The following is an 18,687-nucleotide window of genomic DNA, read 5'->3' on the forward strand; positions in this document are numbered from 1 at the left end:
GTAAGATAACTAATTAAAAATATGTACTAAGAACGCCATAAAATGAGCGTTTTACCCTATCTTTTAGTGTTTTTTCCTGATACAGAGTTATTTTTGAGCTGCAAGTTTGCATGGCAAACTTGTTTCTGCATGGAACCACCGCCATCCATAGCGGTTCTGATTGTGAGGTTTTCTTCTCTAAAATCATCATACGGAATACCAGCGATAATCGACTGCATCCGCTCCATAAAGCTATTCACATCACCCTTGCGGATGTCTTGCACAAACCGCCCTATCCATACCCCTGTTTGACCGAACGGCACGTCAGAGTATGCGGGTAAAAGATTATGTAAAAAACCATAGCGAACCTCATCGTTCGGGAAGCCCAGCTGATAGAGTCTTAAATCGCTGATATATTTCTTTATCGTTAAGTACCCTGCTTGAAATAGAATCGGCAGGGTATCTTGCGCTATTGCCCGATACGTTTGCAGCCCATCTTCATCAAGTTGCACATTGCCGTCCAAGTCGGGGATATAATAATGCGCTTCTTTTAAGTAATTGACCAAAAAAGTCGGTGTCCCCGTGCTAAACCAATAGCTTTTGAGCTCTTTATCGTCAAAGGCGTTGAGAAGACTATAAGGATTATACATTCCCTCCCCGGCAGGATGGAACAGGTAGCCGTCGTACCACTGTTTTAAGGCAGCAAGCGTCTGCGGATAGTTAAGCGTTTGTTTTTCCGCAAGCGCTTTTATTTCAGGTTGAAAATTTGCTTCAAGCTCTTTTTGACTAATGCCACAAATACCGGCGTAGGTTTCATTGAGGCTGATATCTTTGAGATTATTCAAATCGCTGAAAATGCTGATTTTGCTAAACTTTGTTACTCCGGTTAAAAAGGCAAACCGGATATATTCATCACAGGTTTTTATCACCGAATAAAATGCTTTGAGCGTATTGCGGTAGTGTTCATTCAGCGCTTCATTTATTCCCATCGTTTGCAGAAGCGGCTTATCGTATTCGTCTACAAGAATAACGACCTGCTTGCCGGTTTGCTGATATGCAGCTTGTATCAGAGATGTAAACCGCTTAGCATGAGTGCGACCGTTCTTTTGTAGATTGTATTTCGGCTCTTCGGTATCTAAAAAATAACTAAGAGTTTCATCTAAAGCTCCGCTCAGTTCATATTGTCCGGTATTAAAATCCAGATACAGCACCGGATATGCTTGCCATGGGGTTCGGTTTTCTTGTGCCACTTGCTCCTCTTCCGATTTTTCAAGATACAAACCCTTGAACAACTCTTTTTGTCCAAGGAAATATGCTGCTACTGTTGAAAGGAAAAGGCTCTTACCAATTATTTTTTTAAGCAGGTAAAAAGTACGAAAAGAAAGAGTGCGGCGGTGGGGAAGATGAGGAACATCATAGGATGTAAAAAGGTTGCAGTTTTACATACCCATTACTCCGCACGAATAAAAAATATGCTACAATCGTTTTATAATATGTCAACTCTTTCTCATTCTGACGCTAATAGTTATAATGGAGCATCTTCGATCAATATCCTTGAGTTTTTATGGGTGCCCAAAGTGAGGTTTTCAATGAAAAAGATTATATTTGTAGATATTCCTATGAAAAAAATGAATGACACTACAGATACCCAATGTTATGCAGGAACAGGAAATGCCGATTGCCGCTACACCGGTAAGGTGGTTTTTCCTGTCAATGCCGTACTTGCGGAAAAATTGCAGAAAGGAGATCAGGTAAAAGCGGTACTCCTCACAACCATTACCGGTAAAGATCATTCAATAGAAAACGCTGAACTTTTTCAGCAGGAACTAAATTCGATTAATGCTGCTATCGGTGCGCATATCGAATATGAGCGGCTTGCAACGGATTTTGTTGAATCAAAAGCAAGCCATGAAGCACGGCTCCGTAAAATGCTGCCGCTTATGGAAGAAGGCGCTGAACTCTATGCGGATATTACATTCGGACAAAAAACAATCCCCATGGTTTTAATGTGTGCCTTTCATTTTGCGGAAAAGTTTTTTGATGCAGATGTAAAAAAAATCATATACGGCAAAGTTGAGTTTATCAAACATGCCGACGGAATAGCCTATCCTGAAAATCCTGAACTGTATGATGTTACGCCGCTCTATTATTTAAATAATCTCATGGGGACAATGGAAGCTCCAAACGGAACGGAAGCATTAAAAGCCTTGGATGCCTTTTTTGCGCTGTAATTGTTGCAGTGTTTTGCAGGGCAAAGAGGAAGACCGGAGATGGACATGGAAAAACAACAGCAGGAAGCAAAGATTATCAGAATCGCAGCGGAACTGTTTCCGTTTGTTCAACAGAAGAATACTGCCTGTATGGAGTTTCTTACTTTGCGGGCTAAGCTGACAGATGCCGTATGGCGTTGGGCTTTGCTGACATTCAATCCGGAAAAAATTGAAAATGCCACGCTTGAAATAATGGAATGTGTAAACCGCAGTGTGCTCAGCTATGAAGGATCTGCCGAACACTATATTCACTATCTTGCACGCTCTTTAAAACAAGAAATAAACCGCGCAAATATAAAATTGCATACTTTTCACTCTGAAATCATTCCGCTGCCGGAGAACAAACGGCGAAAATGGAATCGGCTGTGCGCTGCTGCTGCACATTATGGGAAAGATATAGAACGTGTTGAAACGCAAGTATGGCTTGCAAAGCAAACCGGTTATACAGTGAATGAAATAGCTCCGCTCATAGAGTGGAAGGCTCAGACTACTATGCAATCGGAACATATCGATTCCGAGAACGGCAATGGATATTCTTTGTTTGATTCTGCGACAGTATGTATTCAAAACGGTTACAAAACAGCAGATGCCTTTTTAATAGAACAGGACCATATTGAGCACTGCCTCCGGCTCATTGATGCAGCCTTTACAGCATCGCAAGACCGCACAAAGCCGTATCTTTCCGCATTGCTGACCCATCGGGTATTATGCGAACTTGATGCGGCAAAAACAGACAGCGCTGTAATAGCTGAAGTCCTGCACAATACACGTTTTGCAGATACGGAACACGGACGCACGCTCATCCGGCTGTTTTTTGAAGCGGAAAACCTCCCCACGCAAGAAGATATTGCCGCACAGTTCGGCAAAGATAAAACCGATGCAAGCAGAACAATAAGCAGTTTTATTAAAAAACTGCAAAAAATCTGTCAACTGGCAGAATAAATGACTATAGTAACCATAGGAGGCTGAAAACACAATGAGTTGTACAAAAGACGAAGTAATAGCAAAAATTATTGCCGTAGTAAAAAACTTTGACGGTAAAAGGAATCCCTCTGTAATTATGCAAAAATTAGGCTGGAATAAAGACACCGTCAATGATATGTGTAGTTTATTCAATGTCAGTAAATTCAGCGACATTTTATCTCAGATACCGCAGATAAAAATGGAAAAAACGAATACGGTACTACATATGTACAGCTTGTACAGAATACCGAACACACACAATTAAATGCCAAGCAGGAGGAACCACAGATGGCAGAAACAATAAAACATCACGATAGGATATCAGTGCTTAAAAATGCGCTCAGCGAAGGTCTATACGAAAAAGACGAAGCGCTGCGCCTTGCACTTTTAGCAGCAATTGCAGAGGAAAGTATTTTCTTTTTGGGTGCTCCCGGGTGTGCCAAGAGTATGCTTGCACGGCGTATTGCCAAGGCATTTAAAACAGACGGCGATGGAAGTGTTCAGTATTTTGAAACACTCTTAAATCAATTTTCTACACCGGAAGATGTGTTCGGCAATATTTCTCTGAAAGGCTTGAACGGCGAAGGTGAAAGCGGCAAAGAAGAATACCGCCGTCTCACAGAGAACATGCTGCCGGAGGCGGATGTTGCCTTTATCGATGAAATTTGGAAGGCAAGCCCTGCAATTCTCAACACACTTCTTACCATCATAAACGAGCGGAAATTTCATAACGGCAGTAAAGTACAGGACGTACCTCTAAAAGCCTTACTTGCTGCGTCAAACGAACTGCCTGCAAAAAACCGCGGACTTGAAGCGCTGTATGACCGGTTTATCCTCCGTTTACCCATAGGGTTTATTCAAAACGAAGATAGCTTTTTTGATATGGTAGAAAGTTCGTCCTCTGAATTTGAACTTTCCGATGAGATTAAAAAATTGCAGATTTCCAACAAGGACTTAGAGAGCTGGAAAACACAGATCGACGCAGTGCAGCTTTCAGAAGAAGCACGATCGGTTATTTCCGCAATCCGTAAAGAACTGACGGCGCAAAATGAGACATTGAGCGAAGAAGAAAAAGCTGCCGGTGAAGCGTTTACAATCGGCGACCGCCGCTGGAAAAAAATAGTGCGCATCTTAAAAACCTCCGCATTCTTAAACGACCGTACAGAAGTAGATTTAATGGACTGTCAGCTGATTGAATACTGCATCTGGGGTACCGAAAAACAGCAGAAAAAAGCACGCCAAATCGTAGAGACGTGCATTCAACAAAACGGACTGGATTGCAACACGGCAATAGATGACATTAAGGATGGGATTAAAGAGTTTGAAAAAATTATAATGGAACGCTTTTATACTCACCAAGAAAGTAAACCTGTTGAATATAAAATGAAAGATGGTTTTATGGCATATAAGATTGTAAAACCTTGTAGGATACATAGCTATAATGATATTATGCCGCACTATCTTTGTGCAGAATATGAGCACTCAGGCCATAACCGCTCTGGGGCATATTATGATCAGAATTGCAATTTTTTAGGTGATTATGATTTTTATTTTCGAGCTAGTAGTTTTAAGATAGATGGTAATACTGCACATTGGATAGATGGCTGTAGGGGCAACTCTTATTCGGCCGAAATAGAGTGCACATCTGATGAAATAATTAAAAATCCTACTGTCTTTAAGACCCCTGATTTATTGGAGCTTCGCCGTACGAAAACAGATTCTGAGAATTATCTACCGATTAAAAATACTATCGATTCTGAAATCAAAAAACTCGATGCGTTTATACAATCAAAATCAGAAATCTACAAGGCGAATGTATTTGCAGATACGGTATACTTTGACATTATTATGGCTGCAGTTATAGAGGCTAAAAAAGAATTACAAGATGCTCAAGTAAATCTTGACAAGCAACGTGCTCGTTATCAGTAATACCGATATATGTTGCAAGATATGTTATTACACACATCCCGTGAAGCCCTTACCGCATTGCAGCAAAAGTATTCCGGCGGCATGCCCGATGTCTACCGGCTTTCCGATGAACAGAAAGCATGGCTTGAGCTGAAAATACAGACGCTTGCAGAAGGGCTTCGACTGCCGCAGCCGGTTATGGAATTGCACAAAATCCGCAACCGGCTTGCGCATGCAACGGCAGATATTCCCGATAAGGAATTGCAAAAGATGGTTTCATTTGTATTTGACAATATGGAAGAGATTAGAGCTTTAATAGAAACAGGATGCACTGATGACGAGAAAAGATAGAAACTCAAGGAAATATAGCAGGAAAGCATTGCGCCCTATTGAAGAAATGAGTGAAAAATACCCTTCCGGTATTTCCGATGTTACAGCAATCAATGAAGAAGCGCGTGCATGGCTGCAAATAAAAATGCAGCAGCTACGGGAATGCTTAACAAAAGTATGGTTTTCTTCAAAGCCTTATTGGTGGGAACCGCTCCGTCTAACACGGAATAGAACCGCACACCAAACGGAAGATTTAAGCGATAATGCATTTTCCAACCTGTGTAGTACACTATTTTCCAACATCGGTAACATAAAACAAAATTTAAACGCAAATATTCAACGCTATAAGCAGCAATCAAAGAAAAAGCGAAAGTTTGAAAATAATGCTGCCCCTGAATCTGCATTTGGTTCAACTCGGGAACGGAAACAGTTGGTTGATGCGATCGAAGATGCCATACAGCCTGTTGAGCCGGAAGACATCCCCATTGCTTTTCCGCAGAATACATTTGCGCAGGTTGCACAGCATACGCTTTCCGAAATTCTGAATACGCAAGATGTACAAAAGTATATGCAAAGTCATGCAGGACTTTCCGAAAATATTCAGACCGACCTTTTGGAATGGCTGCAAAAGACACACGGCACATTGGAAAAAGAAAATCCGTTTTTCGATGAAGCAATCTTTGTTGCACAGCAGAAAAAGCAGTCTGCAGAAGAAATTGCAGCCGATCTTTCTGCGGAAAAGTCAAAAATACAGTATCACTATAAACGCCTTCCGTCAGTTAGCGATTCAAAACGCGGAACTATTCAGGAAAGTACGCTGGACTTTGATTTTTACCGCAAAGCATTTGCCGAGCAAAAACACATCACCGATAGTGCAGCAGACGATACCGCGAAAACAGTCCCAGCAGAGGAAGCACAAACGTCTCCGGAAGCAAGTATACGGGTAGACGATATGCAAGCAGAAAACACTCCCGGAAAAAATGAGCAAGTAAATACTACCCATGCAAAAACCGTAATACAGAAAACGAAAAATAATGAAAAAAATACGCTTCAATGGGAATCGCCGGAAAAACTTGAAGCGCTGCGCAGAAACTTTATTGCCGATATGGAAAAAAATCTCATCGAACGCAAAACAAAGTGGGAGCAGGAGCGGATCGATACTATGCGAAAGCAGTTTTTGGAAGAGCTGTATAAAAAAATACAAAACTTTATGCGGCTTGAAAAACTACTTACGCCGTTCACTAAAAATTTCGGAAGGCTCTGGGATTTATCCAAGCATCCCTTTGAAACAAGCGGGTTTGAAATTCTTGATACCTTTGCCAAGCTTCTGGAACAAGATGAATCGCTGCAGGAACTTGCCGACCTGCTCGGCAGGCAAAGCCGCACACAAGCGGTGTTTGAAAAAGAACTGCGGGATAAAATCGTTATAACAACGGAGTGGCACCCGCAACCTGCATACCGCGGAGAGATAAACGGACTTAAGTATTCAAACGATATTGCAGCGGCTCTTCCTTGTGAACTTGCTCTATTGAAAAATCCTGCGGCAAAAAAACTCTTTCAGCTGAAATTTGCGCAAAAACAACTTCTGTCATTTGAGTATCAAAATGAGCAAGAGGAATTAAAAGAAAGTATCGAGCAAGAAGAGGTAACGATGGAAAAGCAAGAACCCAAGGGACCGATTATCATCTGTGTTGACACGAGCGGCTCTATGCACGGCACTCCGGAGAATATTGCAAAAACAGTATCATTTGCACTGGCAAAGATTGCGGCGGAACAGGAACGGCTCTGCTATATCATCTCGTTTTCCACGGATATTGAAACACTTGAAGTAAAACCGAATGAGGATATGGAATTGACAAATGCGGACGGAGGCAACTACCTGCAAAAACTGGTACGTTTTTTGCGTATGTCGTTTAACGGCGGAACCGATGCAGAACCTGCGCTGCGGAAAGCGCTTAACATGCTCGCAGGCAGCGATACTGCAACCGGATATAAAAATGCCGATGTACTGATGATCTCGGACTTTGTAATGGCAAATCTTTCAGATGATCTTGTTACGGCTATCGAACAGGAACAAGAAAAGAACACCGGCTTTTACAGCCTTGTTATCGGAGCAAGCGGCAACAAAAATACCATCGCCTATTTTAATCACAACTGGCTGTACGACACCAATGATACCCGCGCGTCCCGGCATCTTGTTGAACAGCTGCATGAACTGAAAACACGAAAATAACAAGCCTCTTGTTACGCCGACAACACGAACACTATATCTATGCAGCGCCGCGGTTTTATAGCTTTCGGACAGACCCACACCCATCCTTATCTATCATTAAAGGCTATGCTATAATAAATCTAAGGAAACCCTCTAAAACCGGAAGTTTTTAGAGGCTCCCATCTCCACATCCTTCAAAAGTACGTGAGCAGAGAACATGATAGATATTTGCAAAGATTTAAACGAACATCAAAAACTGGCGGTAAAAACGGATGAAAATGCCGTTGTGGCGGCGGGCGCCGGTTCGGGAAAGACGAAGGTTCTGGCAAGTCGCTATGTGTACCTGATTACCGAAAAAAACTATTTGGTTGAAAATATTCTTGCCCTCACCTTTACGGACAAGGCGGCGGCGGAAATGCACCGGCGTATCTATCGGGAGCTGCAAAAGATGTATGCGGGAACCGATGATGCAGTACAGCGGAGCCGTGCCGGCGCTGCATTGGATTCTTTTTTTAAGGCGCAAATTATGACTATCGATGCATTCTGTCATAAGATTGCCGTAACCGCATGCCGGCGCTTCGGTATCAGTCCCGATTTCACTATCGATCTTACCGAATCGAAACGGCTCGCCTATAACCTTTCGCTGGATTTTTTCCTTGAACACCGCGCGGACACAAACCTGCAATATCTGCTCGGCGATAAACCGATTACCGATTTTATCAACGACTTCTTTGTCAAAATATTAAACGATTACGTTACAGTCTCCCGCCCGATTGATTTTTCTGAGGCCTTGCAGCATCAGCTGGCCGCTGCCGAACCATTATTTACCGGCTATTGCAAACAAGCCGAACGCATTCTCGGAGATATTGCCGCTCATCTTGAAGGAAACGATAACTACATCAGCGCAGTAAAAGAAGCATACACGCAACTCCCCGAATTCCCGCTTACACTAAACGATCCGCAGTTACCGTTCTTTCTTGAACGGCTGAAAGCGATTTGCAGCGTCAAAAAAACGATGGGTTCAAAAAAGGATGAGGACGTAAAAGCGTGCAAGGCGCTCTGCGGTGAACTGATTGAAAGCTCCGGCCGCTTGCAAAGTCTGTATCATTTTTATGCACACAAAGAGCAAATGCAAAAGATATACGCGCTTTGCAGTGTGTTGCAGGAACGCTTCATTGCCGAAAAAAAGCGGAGGAGCATACTGCATTTCGGCGACATTGCGCAGCTCGCTGTTGACGCGCTCATCACCGATCCCGACTTGCGGCTTTTTTACAAAAAACAAACCCATCGGATTATGATCGATGAATTTCAGGATAATAATAGCCTGCAGCGCGATCTCTTGTTCCTGCTTGCGGAAAAAGAAGAACGTACCGACCAATCGATACCCACGCCGGACGAGCTGGTGCCGGATAAACTTTTCTTTGTCGGGGACGAAAAACAATCGATCTATGCGTTTCGGGGCGCCGATGTTTCGGTGTTCCGTACGCTGTCGCAGGATTTACGGCAAGGCGGCGGCTCCGCTTCGATTAACCTGCAAACAAATTACCGCACTGAACCTGAACTGCTCAACTTTTTTAACAGTGTATTTATGCGGGTCTTTTATTCGGAAACCAATCAGCCCCTTATCGGCACCGTGCCTGCGTTTGAAGCGGAATTTATCCCCATTCTCAGCAGGGAGGCGGTTCCCCATTTAGCGCCTCAGACGGATATCTTCTTTATCGACAAAAAACGCTTTCCGAAGGGCGCCGACACCGATACCGCCTTCCTCAAACCGATTGAATGCGAGGCGTATACGCTTGCGCAAAAAATAGCCGCGCTCCATGACGAACACTACCTTGTATACGATGACGCCTCACAGTCTACCCGTCCCTGTACATGGTCGGATTTTGCCGTGCTGCTGCGCGCGTCGACGCATCAAGCAGTCTACGAGCGGTTTTTCCGTGCATTTAAAATCCCGTACATTTCCGTACAGCAAAAAGGATTGTTCCACGACGCGCCGCTCAACGATATCTGCGCCTTGCTCCGCTTAGCGGTGTATCCGCATGACAGAGCCGTGTATGCCCAAGTACTCCGCTCACCATTTGTCCGCCTCAGCGACCGCTCTTTTACCCAATTGATGCTGCACAGCCTTGAGCATGCATCCCAACCTTTTGCTCCCTCCGCTGCGGAAGAATTGGATGCGGAAGACCGGCAGTATTTCTTAAATGCTTGCGCTCTTTTTGAGCGGCTTCAAGGCTCTATCAAAAAAAAGAGTAATGCCGAATTGATTACCGCACTGTGGTATGACGAAGGGTACCGATACATATTGCTTACGGAGCCGCGCTACCACCGCTATCTGGAACTATATGATTACCTGTTTGCGCTTGCGGTAAAAGCGGATGCCGCGGGGCAGAGTCTTTCGGCTTTTATCGACACACTGATTTCGTACATTCATGCGGAAGAGCGGGTTGAAGATATGGAAATTCCGCTCGAACACGGTGGCGACGCGGTTAAAATTATGACGGTGCATAAGAGCAAGGGGTTGGAGTTCCCGATTGTCTGTATTCCCGACTGCGGCAATGCGGGAAAGTCTGAAAAGAAAGAAGGCCTGGTCTTTTTGCACAAGGATTTAGGGCCGGTTATCCATTTACCGCCGGAAACAAAAAACGACCCTTCCGCCAATATCTTTTTTGAGGAACTGCGGCAGGAAGCGAATGCCAAACATCTTGCCGAAACAAAGCGGCTTCTCTACGTCGCCGTTACGCGGGCTAAGGTTCGGCTGCTGATGAGCGGAGTGCAGGAAACCGGCGGCGATATTGAGGAACTACCGGAATCGCCCCGCGTTTTGGAGGAAATCCGCCAACAGCTTGTACAACCTCAGAAGGAAGAAAATAACCGAAGTTTTTTTCAGCTCTTATTACCGGCGCTATCCGGCGATATCAACTGCGTGCATTTTACGGAAGTGTTACCGCTCCCCGCCTCGGCAGTACAGCACACCGCGGAAGACCGGCAGCGCTTTAATCTTGATGAAACCCGTGCTCTATACCGGCAGGCTGCGGAAAAAAACTTTCCGCTTGCAGAACCGCGCGTCATACCGGCAACTCAATTCGAAAAAGACCGGCAGTGGCTTCGGTTAAGCGAAGCGCCGCTTGCAATGTTTCCAAATCAGGAATTACAAGATATGGAATATTCACAAACGATGGCACAATCTAAAACTATGAAACATACCGAATTAAATGAACATATCGAGCAGGGCGACAATACCGGTGAAAAGGACGGCGATGAGCTTTCCTCCACCGAGTTCGGAACCTTGGTTCATAAGGCGATGGAAGCCCGCTTTTTAGACCGCCCGTGTACACTGCCTGCAAAGTACGCCCGGGAAGTGGAAAAACTGTGCACCGCTTTCCTTTCTTCTTCGCTGGGACAAAAGGCGATAGAGGCCTCATTCAGAAAAACCGAATACGGCTTTTTAACCCTCTACGAAGGAAAGCTCGTCATAGGGCAAATCGATTTGCTTTTTGAATACGAAGATACCGCGTATATCATCGATTATAAAACCGACCAAAAAATCTATCCTGAACAACATCGAAGGCAGCTTTTAATCTACAAAGCTGCCGTAGAAAATTTCTATAAAATGGAAGGGTTCGGTCAAGACACCGGCGGACAACAGTCCCCCAAATCGGTTAAAGCCTATATTTTCTATCTCCGCAGCAAGACCGCTGTAGAAGTAGTGTAAGGAGTCGACAATCATATTGCTCCGGCTCTTGCCGCCTTTTCTGCCGTATCACTGCAAGGATCCTCCGCTACTCCAGGGATTCCGCATTATAAATCGTGTCAAAAAAAATAGTAGCCCCCATGGTATAAATAATGGTAAAATGTTCTTGGAGTGGAACAATGACATTACAAGAAGCATTTGAAAACATTAAAGACGAAAGAATCGACAGATGCAAGAAACACAATCTCATCGATATATTAATGCTTATGTTTATGGGAGTATTGTGCGGCTATAAAAGTATAGAACAAATACAGTTTTATGCGACATTAAGCGAGCAAACCCTCAAAAAATATCTGAAACTGGAAAATGGCATCCCCAGCAGCGATACGATTCTGCGAGTGCTTGCAAGGATTGATGCAAAGCAGCTTGAAAAAGTATTCATAGAATATGCACGAGAGACATTTGGCAAGCATATTGCAGAAAATGAAGTGGTCGCGATTGATGGAAAAACTATCCGGCGCTCTGAATATGTATCGACAGGCGAAAATAAAAAACCGCATAAAGCTGCTCATGTTGTTTCGGCTTGGGCGCATTCTCTGGGTGTGTGCTTCGGGCAGGTGAAAACAGAAGAAAAATCAAATGAAATTACCGCCATTCCTGAACTTCTGGATCTGTTAGACTTAAAAGGCATGATTATTACTATAGATGCGATGGGCTGTCAGAAAAAAATCGTTGAGAAAATAGCAGAAAAGGAAGCGGAGTATGTTATTTCTCTGAAAGGAAATCAGCAATCGATACACCGGGATGTAAAAGAGTTCTTTGAGCACCCTTGTGATGGTGCGTATTGTCAGTGTTACCATATTCAGCGAGGAGAATATACCATTGAAATTGGACACGGGCGAATTGAAAAACGCACCTGTTATCTTTGCGGGAATATTGATTGGCTTTCAGAAAAAGATGAATGGAAGAATCTCAATGGAGTTGGAATGCTCGTGTGCGAAAGAACGGTAAAGAAGACTGGGAAGAAATCCGTTGAACAAAGATATTTCTTGACCTCACTGACAGATGTGCACAAGGCCGCATTTGCGATGAGGGCTCATTGGGGGATAGAAAATAACCTGCATTGGGTTCTCGATGCGATTCTCGATGAGGATTATTGTCTTGTACGGAAAGACAATGCGGCAGCAAACTTAAGCGTCTTACGAAAAATTGTCTTGAATATTCTCAAACAGGTTGACTTCTCGGATATCATAAGCACAAAGAAAATGCCGCTTCTCCATAAGCAACATCTGTGCAACAAACGAGAAGATTGCCTTGATAGAGTATTGCTCTCGTTATAATGCGGAATCCCTGGGCATGGTATGAGCTGTATGAAAGTAATATTGCGTGGTTAAGTAGTAATCACAAGTTTTGGGAAGGCTGCGATGAGTCGGCAAACTCCGAGCTTAATAAGATATTTTGCAATAAAAAAACCGGACGATATACAGAATACTTATTCGGGAAACTGCACAACTGCCACGGTGATCCGATGAACTCCCGTCTCTTTTCTCCGGTCGCGGGGCCTTTTTCCGTTTCTAAAATCAACATCATGATCGGTATAATCAGCTTACAGTTTTTTATCCTCGCCTTTTTCTTTCATCTTTACCGGCTTTGTAAAATGTGTCTCACCGCCTCTTTACATCCTATGATGTTCCTCATTTTCCCCGCCGCCGCTCTCTTTCTTTTCGTACTTTTTACCTGCTTAAAAAAACAACTGGGTTCCTCTTATTTGGCAAACGAATAGCCGTCTTTGATGCGGTTAAATTGCAGAAAGCATTGAACCCTGCTATACTATCGTTATGAACATTACACGCAAACTACCGGTCGGCATACAAAGTTTTGAAAAACTGCGCAAGGACGGGTATCTCTATATTGATAAGACCCCATTTCTCTGGCAGCTTGTTCAAGTGTCGAGTCCTTATTTCTTGAGCCGTCCGCGGAGGTTTGGCAAGAGTCTTTTCCTTTCAACGTTGGCAGCATATTTCCGCGGGCAAAAAGAGCTATTCAAAGATTTATATCTTGAAAAAGCCGAAGAGGAGCAAGCTGCACAAGAAAACCGAGCTGCGTGGCTGGAATATCCTGTGTTGTATCTGGATTTTAATACGGAAAATTACAATGATGAAAAAAGTATGCACACTATTCTGCACACTCATTTAGTCCAGTGGGAAAAGCAATACGAATCAGATACCTCAGAGCAAACGTTTTCGAGCCGATTTAAGGGGATAATCCAACGGGCATATCAAAAGACCGGCAAGCAGGTAGTCATTCTCGTAGACGAATACGACAAGCCGCTTCTGCAAACGATGGGGGTAAATGAAGCGCTGAATGAGCAGTACCGTAATACACTGAAAGCCTTTTACTCGGTGATTAAAACCTGTGATGAATATATCCGCTTTGCCTTTTTAACCGGGGTAACAAAGTTCAGCAAGATCAGCATTTTCAGCGATTTGAATAACCTCCGCGATATATCGATGGAGAAACAGTATGCCGGTCTCTGCGGCATCTCACAAACAGAACTTGAAACGAACTTTCAGCCTGACATACAAGTGCTTGCCGATGAGCAAGACCTTACGTATCAAGAGGCATTAGTAGCCTTAAAGCAGTGGTACGACGGCTATATGTTCCATCCTGCAGGAGAAGGAATGTACAATCCCTTTAGCCTTTTGAGCGCCTTTGTCAAAAAAGAGATTAGCGGTTACTGGTTCGGTACGGGAACGCCGACTTTTTTGGTTAACTTCTTAAAAGAAGCGCACTATTATATCCCCGATCTGGATGGTAATGTTGAGCTTGATGAAGAAGGCTTGCAAACCTATCGGGCGGTAGCACAAGATGCGTTGCCGATTCTGTTTCAAGCGGGATATTTAACGATCAAGGAATATATCAGCGATCTGAAGCTGTACCGGCTTGGCTTTCCGAATAATGAAGTACGGTACGGTTTTTTGCGTAATCTGTTACCGGCATACTCTGATGTACCGTTCGGTCAAACAGGGGTATGGGTAGGACGGTTTATACAGGACATCCGCAAGGGCAATGTGGATGAGTTTATGGAGCGGATGCAAGCGATTATCGCAAGTATTCCGTATGATGATTTCCCGAAGGATAGGCTGAAACTGCGGGAACAGAACTATCAGACAGCAGTGTATCTTGTCTTTGCGCTGATGGGACAGTTTGTACAGACGGAAGTACACTGCGCTACCGGACGTGCGGATGCCGTGGTTATTACTGCTGATGCTGTGTATATCTTCGAGTTTAAGCTCTCCGTGAATGGTAGTGCTGAAGATGCCTTCAACCAGATAAAAACGAACGGCTATGCCGCAAAGTACATGGCGAGTGGGAAGAAAATAGTGCTCATTGGAAGTTCTTTTGACGAAGATACACGCACGATTAAAGACTGGCAAACCGAAGTTTTAGACAAGTAAATTGCAACTATCGAGGACTGTTTTTTGTTAAGCGACAACGCAGATGCCCGCCTATTTGTCAAAGTCTAAAGCTCCCGTATAAAGTTGATAATACATACCCTTTTTGGCAATAAGGCTTTCGTGCGTGCCGCGTTCGATAATTTCGCCGTGATCCAAGACCATGATAACGTCGGAGTTCATGATGGTGGAAAGGCGGTGGGCGATGACGAAAACGGTTCTGCCTTCCATCAGCCTATCCATACCTTTTTGGATGAGCGCTTCGGTTCTTGTGTCGATTGAAGAGGTTGCTTCATCCAATATCATAACGGGCGGATCGGAGACTGCGGCGCGGGCAATGGATAAGAGCTGCCGCTGTCCTTGCGAAAGGGAGTTTTTGCTGCCTTCAATAACCGTGTCATACCCGTGGGGCAGCATCGTAATAAAGTTGTGCGCATTGGCAAGTTTTGCCGCTGCGATACACTGTTCGTCGGTTGCATCCAAGTTGCCGAATCGAATGTTTTCCATAATAGTGCCGGTAAATAAATTCACCTCTTGCAATACGATACCGAGCGAACGCCGCAGGTCTTCTTTCTTAATGCTGGTAATCGGTATGCCGTCGTAGGTAATAGTCCCGCTGTTAATATCGTAGAAGCGGTTGATCAAATTGGTAATCGTTGTTTTACCCGCACCTGTCGCTCCGACAAATGCCACCTTTTGCCCGCGCTCCGCAAAGAGGTTTATATCCTTCAGCACGTTTTTCTCAAGGCTATAACCGAAATCGACATGTTCAAAAATCACCTTGCCCGTCAGCCGGGTTAAAGAAACCGCACCGTCTTCACGTATTTCCTTCCACGCCCATATACCCGTGTGTTCCGCCGCTTCGGACAAGGAGCCTGCTTCTTCCCGTGCGTTGACAAGCGTAACGGTACCGGCATCTTCCTCCGGCGCTTCATCCATCAGCGCAAAAATCCGCGAGGCTCCTGCAACGGCATTGATTACCGAATTGAGCTGATTGGATAGCTGAGAAATGGGATTGGTAAAGCTCCGCGACAGCGTTAAAAATGAAGCGATGGTGCCGAGCGTCAGCGTGTTGATACCGGCGATAGTCGGATTGGGGATTTTTGCAATGGCAAACCATGCACCGACAAGCGCGACAATCACATACTGAAAATATCCCAGCGCATTCATAAAGGGCATGATGATATTTGCATACGCATTTGCTTTTGCAGCACTCTCCTGCCATGCGGCATTCTTTTCTTTAAATTCAGCTTTTACCGCTTCTTCCCGGCAGAACACTTTAATCACTTTCTGTCCATTTATCATCTCTTCAACATAGCCGTTGAGCTGTCCGAGTGTGTCTTGCTGCCGCACAAAATAGAAGCCGCTCTTTTTTGCGATGAGCTTAATCACTTTCAAAATAGAAAAAATGGAAGCAACAACGATGACCGTTAGGTACACACTCTGATACAGCATTGCAAAGAACACGGCGATAATCGTACACACGGAAGAAACAAACTGCGGCATTGACTGTGTAATCATCTGCCGGAGTGTGTCGGTGTCGTTGGTGTAGCGGCTCATAATATCACCGTGCGTGTGCGTGTCGAAATACCGAATCGGCAGGCGCTGCATCTTTGCGAACATCTCATCGCGGATCCGCTTGAGCGTCCGCTGCGCCACATTGATCATCAAACGGCTGTAAATCCATGAACAGAGGACACCGGTGCCGTACACCGCCGCCATAACGATGAGCACCCGTAGCAGTTCGGTAAACACCGGAGTACTTTGCGCAAGCAGCGGCAGAATATACTGATCAATCAATACTTGCAGGAAGAGAGAGGCGGCGGCGGTTGCGCCTGCGCTTAATAAAATACAGACCGTCACAACCGCAAGGATGCCCCTGTACTGTTTCTGATAGGAAAGAAGCCGTTTGACGGTCGGCATAGAAAGTTTCATTTCCGGTTTTGCGGTTAGGTTTGTTGCCGGTTTTGCACCGTGAGCAGGTTTCATATTATGCATCGGAACCTCCGATTTTTGTCACACTGTTGAGCAGTGTACCTCCGTGTACACTGCTCAACGTCGAGTTTTTCTGACGAAAAACTCGCTGCTGCATGGAACCACTGCCCTCCGTGGCGGTTCTGATAGTCATTATGTCGTCAGTTCCTTTTTGTTGCGTTTCAAAGACTTCTTTATAGATGGCGCTTGTATGCAGCAATTCATCATGTGTGCCAACCGCAGTAATTGCCCCGTTATCGAATACGAGGATTTTATCTGCGTGCTGTACGGAAGAAATCCGCTGCGCAATAATGATCTTTGTTGTGTCCGGCAGGAAGTCTTTAAATGACTTTTGAATCAGTGCGTCCGTTTTGGTGTCTACCGCACTGGTTGAATCATCAAGGATTAAAATCTTAGTTTTTTTGAGCAGCGCCCGCGCAATACAGAGCCGCTGTTTTTGTCCGCCGGAAACATTGGCGCCTCCCTGCTCGATATGGGAGTTATACCCATCCGGCATTGCTTCGACAAATTCGGCAGCGCAGGCAAGGCGGCACGCTTCGGCAATGTCGGCATCGCTTGCATGTTCATTCCCCCACTGCAAATTACTCTTTACCGTACCGGCAAACAATTCATTTTTCTGCAAGACCATTGCTACCGCATCCCGCAGCGTTTTTACATCGTAGTCTTTTACGTTTACACCGCCCACGCTGACCGAACCGGAGGTAACATCGTACAAGCGGGGAATGAGCTGCACAAAAGAAGTTTTGGAAGAACCTGTGCCGCCGATAATCCCCACCGTTTCTCCAGACCGGATAACAAGGTTCGCATTGTCGATTACTTTTTTATCGGCATCCGCAGTATACATAAAATCGGCATTGCTAAAGCGTATCTCCCCGTTTTTCACCTCCATCACGGGATGCTCAGGATTGGTGATGTCCGGCTGCTCATTCAAAATTTCTGCAATACGGTCTGCGGAAGAACGGGAAATGGTGATCATCACAAAAACCATCGAAAACATCATCAAGCTCATCATAATTTGAGAGGCATACGAAAACAGCGCCATCAGCGATCCGGTGGTGAGCCCCTGTGCAGCATTGTTCCCGCTCGCAACAATCTCCTTTGCACCGAACCACGAAATCAAAATCATACAGGTATAAATACACAGCTGTGCCATCGGCATCATCAGCGTAATGTACCGCTCCCCTTTTGAAAAGCCCTTGTAAATCGATTCGGAAATATTTTCAAACTTGGTAATTTCGTACTGCTGCCGGTTAAAGGATTTTACAGCCCGGACACCGCGTATGTTTTCCTGCACCACATTGTTGAGCGTATCGTAGGTTTTAAAAACAGTTCTGAATATCGGATGCACCTTCCGGATAATAAGAAAGATACCGAGCCCCAGCAGCGGAATCATACCGAGAAAGATGAGGGAAATGTTCGTACTGATTCTAAACGATGCAATCATCGCAAAGATCATCATTCCGGGTGCGCGCACGGCAAGTTTTACCAGCATCTGATAGGAATTGAGCACGTTTGTTACATCGGTGGTAAGCCTCGTTATGATGGAAGAAGGTGAAAATTTATCGATGTTGGAAAAAGAAAAAGTCTGCACGTTGTCGTACATATCCTGCCGCAGATTTGCCGCAAAACCCGCCGATGCCTTTGCCGCAGTAACCGACGAAAACACGCCCGTCAGTAATTGAATAAGCGCAAAGACCAAAAGCGCCGCCCCGTACTTGAACACCGTTTGCATAGCTCCGGCTTCAATTCCAAAATCAATGAGATACGCCATACAGGAGGGGATGATAATTTCAAACACCACCTCCGTAATGGTTAGCAGCACTGCGATAACGGATGTCCGTTTATATTCCCGCAGGCTTTTTGATAAAGTCTTCAGCATGA

General features: G+C 44.7%; 12 protein-coding genes and 1 pseudogene. 10 read left to right on the plus strand and 3 right to left on the minus strand.

Going from position 1 to position 18,687, the window contains the following annotated elements; genetic code table 11:
• Positions 1-155 precede the first annotated feature (155 nt).
• A pseudogene (locus tag E4N66_RS12680) lies at positions 156-1,343 on the minus strand (AAA family ATPase); the annotation flags it as partial.
• 225 nt (positions 1,344-1,568) lie between these two features.
• On the opposite strand from E4N66_RS12680, the gene E4N66_RS12685 reads away from it, so the two are divergent.
• The 10 genes from E4N66_RS12685 (at position 1,569) to E4N66_RS12730 (ending at position 14,814) form a co-directional block, all read left to right on the plus strand.
• Positions 1,569-2,210: a TM1812 family CRISPR-associated protein gene (locus E4N66_RS12685; RefSeq protein WP_253728353.1), complete on the plus strand. Its 642-nt coding sequence runs from the start codon at positions 1,569-1,571 to the stop codon at positions 2,208-2,210.
• A gap of 45 nt (positions 2,211-2,255) precedes the next feature.
• Positions 2,256-3,191 (plus strand): hypothetical protein, encoded by a 936-nt coding sequence (locus tag E4N66_RS12690; RefSeq protein WP_253728354.1) that lies wholly within the window; start codon positions 2,256-2,258, stop codon positions 3,189-3,191.
• A 34-nt stretch (positions 3,192-3,225) separates the two neighbouring features.
• A complete protein-coding gene (locus E4N66_RS12695; RefSeq protein ID WP_253728356.1) occupies positions 3,226-3,477 on the plus strand; it encodes a hypothetical protein in 252 nt (83 codons plus the stop codon).
• 23 nt (positions 3,478-3,500) lie between these two features.
• A complete protein-coding gene (locus E4N66_RS12700; RefSeq protein ID WP_253728357.1) occupies positions 3,501-5,141 on the plus strand; it encodes an AAA family ATPase in 1,641 nt (546 codons plus the stop codon).
• A 9-nt stretch (positions 5,142-5,150) separates the two neighbouring features.
• Entirely contained in the window at positions 5,151-5,471 is a 321-nt protein-coding gene (locus tag E4N66_RS12705) for a hypothetical protein (RefSeq protein ID WP_253728358.1), read from the plus strand.
• Complete coding sequence (locus tag E4N66_RS12710; RefSeq protein ID WP_253728359.1) at positions 5,455-7,683, plus strand: VWA domain-containing protein; 2,229 nt, start codon at positions 5,455-5,457, stop codon at positions 7,681-7,683. The genes E4N66_RS12705 and E4N66_RS12710 overlap by 17 nt, the downstream gene beginning before the upstream one ends.
• A 196-nt stretch (positions 7,684-7,879) precedes the next feature.
• Positions 7,880-11,377: a UvrD-helicase domain-containing protein gene (locus E4N66_RS12715; protein WP_253728360.1), complete on the plus strand. Its 3,498-nt coding sequence runs from the start codon at positions 7,880-7,882 to the stop codon at positions 11,375-11,377.
• 158 nt (positions 11,378-11,535) lie between these two features.
• A complete protein-coding gene (locus E4N66_RS12720; RefSeq protein ID WP_253728362.1) occupies positions 11,536-12,696 on the plus strand; it encodes an ISAs1 family transposase in 1,161 nt (386 codons plus the stop codon).
• Positions 12,696-13,139, plus strand: a complete 444-nt coding sequence (locus E4N66_RS12725; RefSeq protein ID WP_253728363.1) for a hypothetical protein — start codon at positions 12,696-12,698, stop codon at positions 13,137-13,139. Before E4N66_RS12720 ends, E4N66_RS12725 begins: the two co-directional genes overlap by 1 nt.
• 55 nt (positions 13,140-13,194) lie before the next feature.
• Complete coding sequence (locus tag E4N66_RS12730) at positions 13,195-14,814, plus strand: ATP-binding protein (RefSeq protein WP_253728364.1); 1,620 nt, start codon at positions 13,195-13,197, stop codon at positions 14,812-14,814.
• A gap of 51 nt (positions 14,815-14,865) precedes the next feature.
• Here E4N66_RS12730 and E4N66_RS12735 read toward each other — a convergent pair whose 3' ends face one another.
• Positions 14,866-16,809 (minus strand): ABC transporter ATP-binding protein, encoded by a 1,944-nt coding sequence (locus E4N66_RS12735; protein ID WP_253728366.1) that lies wholly within the window; start codon positions 16,807-16,809, stop codon positions 14,866-14,868.
• Positions 16,802-18,685 carry an ABC transporter ATP-binding protein gene (locus tag E4N66_RS12740; protein WP_253728368.1) on the minus strand — a complete coding sequence of 628 codons (1,884 nt, stop codon included), beginning with the start codon at positions 18,683-18,685 and terminating at the stop codon, positions 16,802-16,804. Before E4N66_RS12740 ends, E4N66_RS12735 begins: the two co-directional genes overlap by 8 nt.
• Between the last annotated feature and the right edge of the window lie 2 nt (positions 18,686-18,687).

This window comes from Treponema sp. OMZ 857, from assembly GCF_024181085.1.
Classification (GTDB): domain Bacteria; phylum Spirochaetota; class Spirochaetia; order Treponematales; family Treponemataceae; genus Treponema.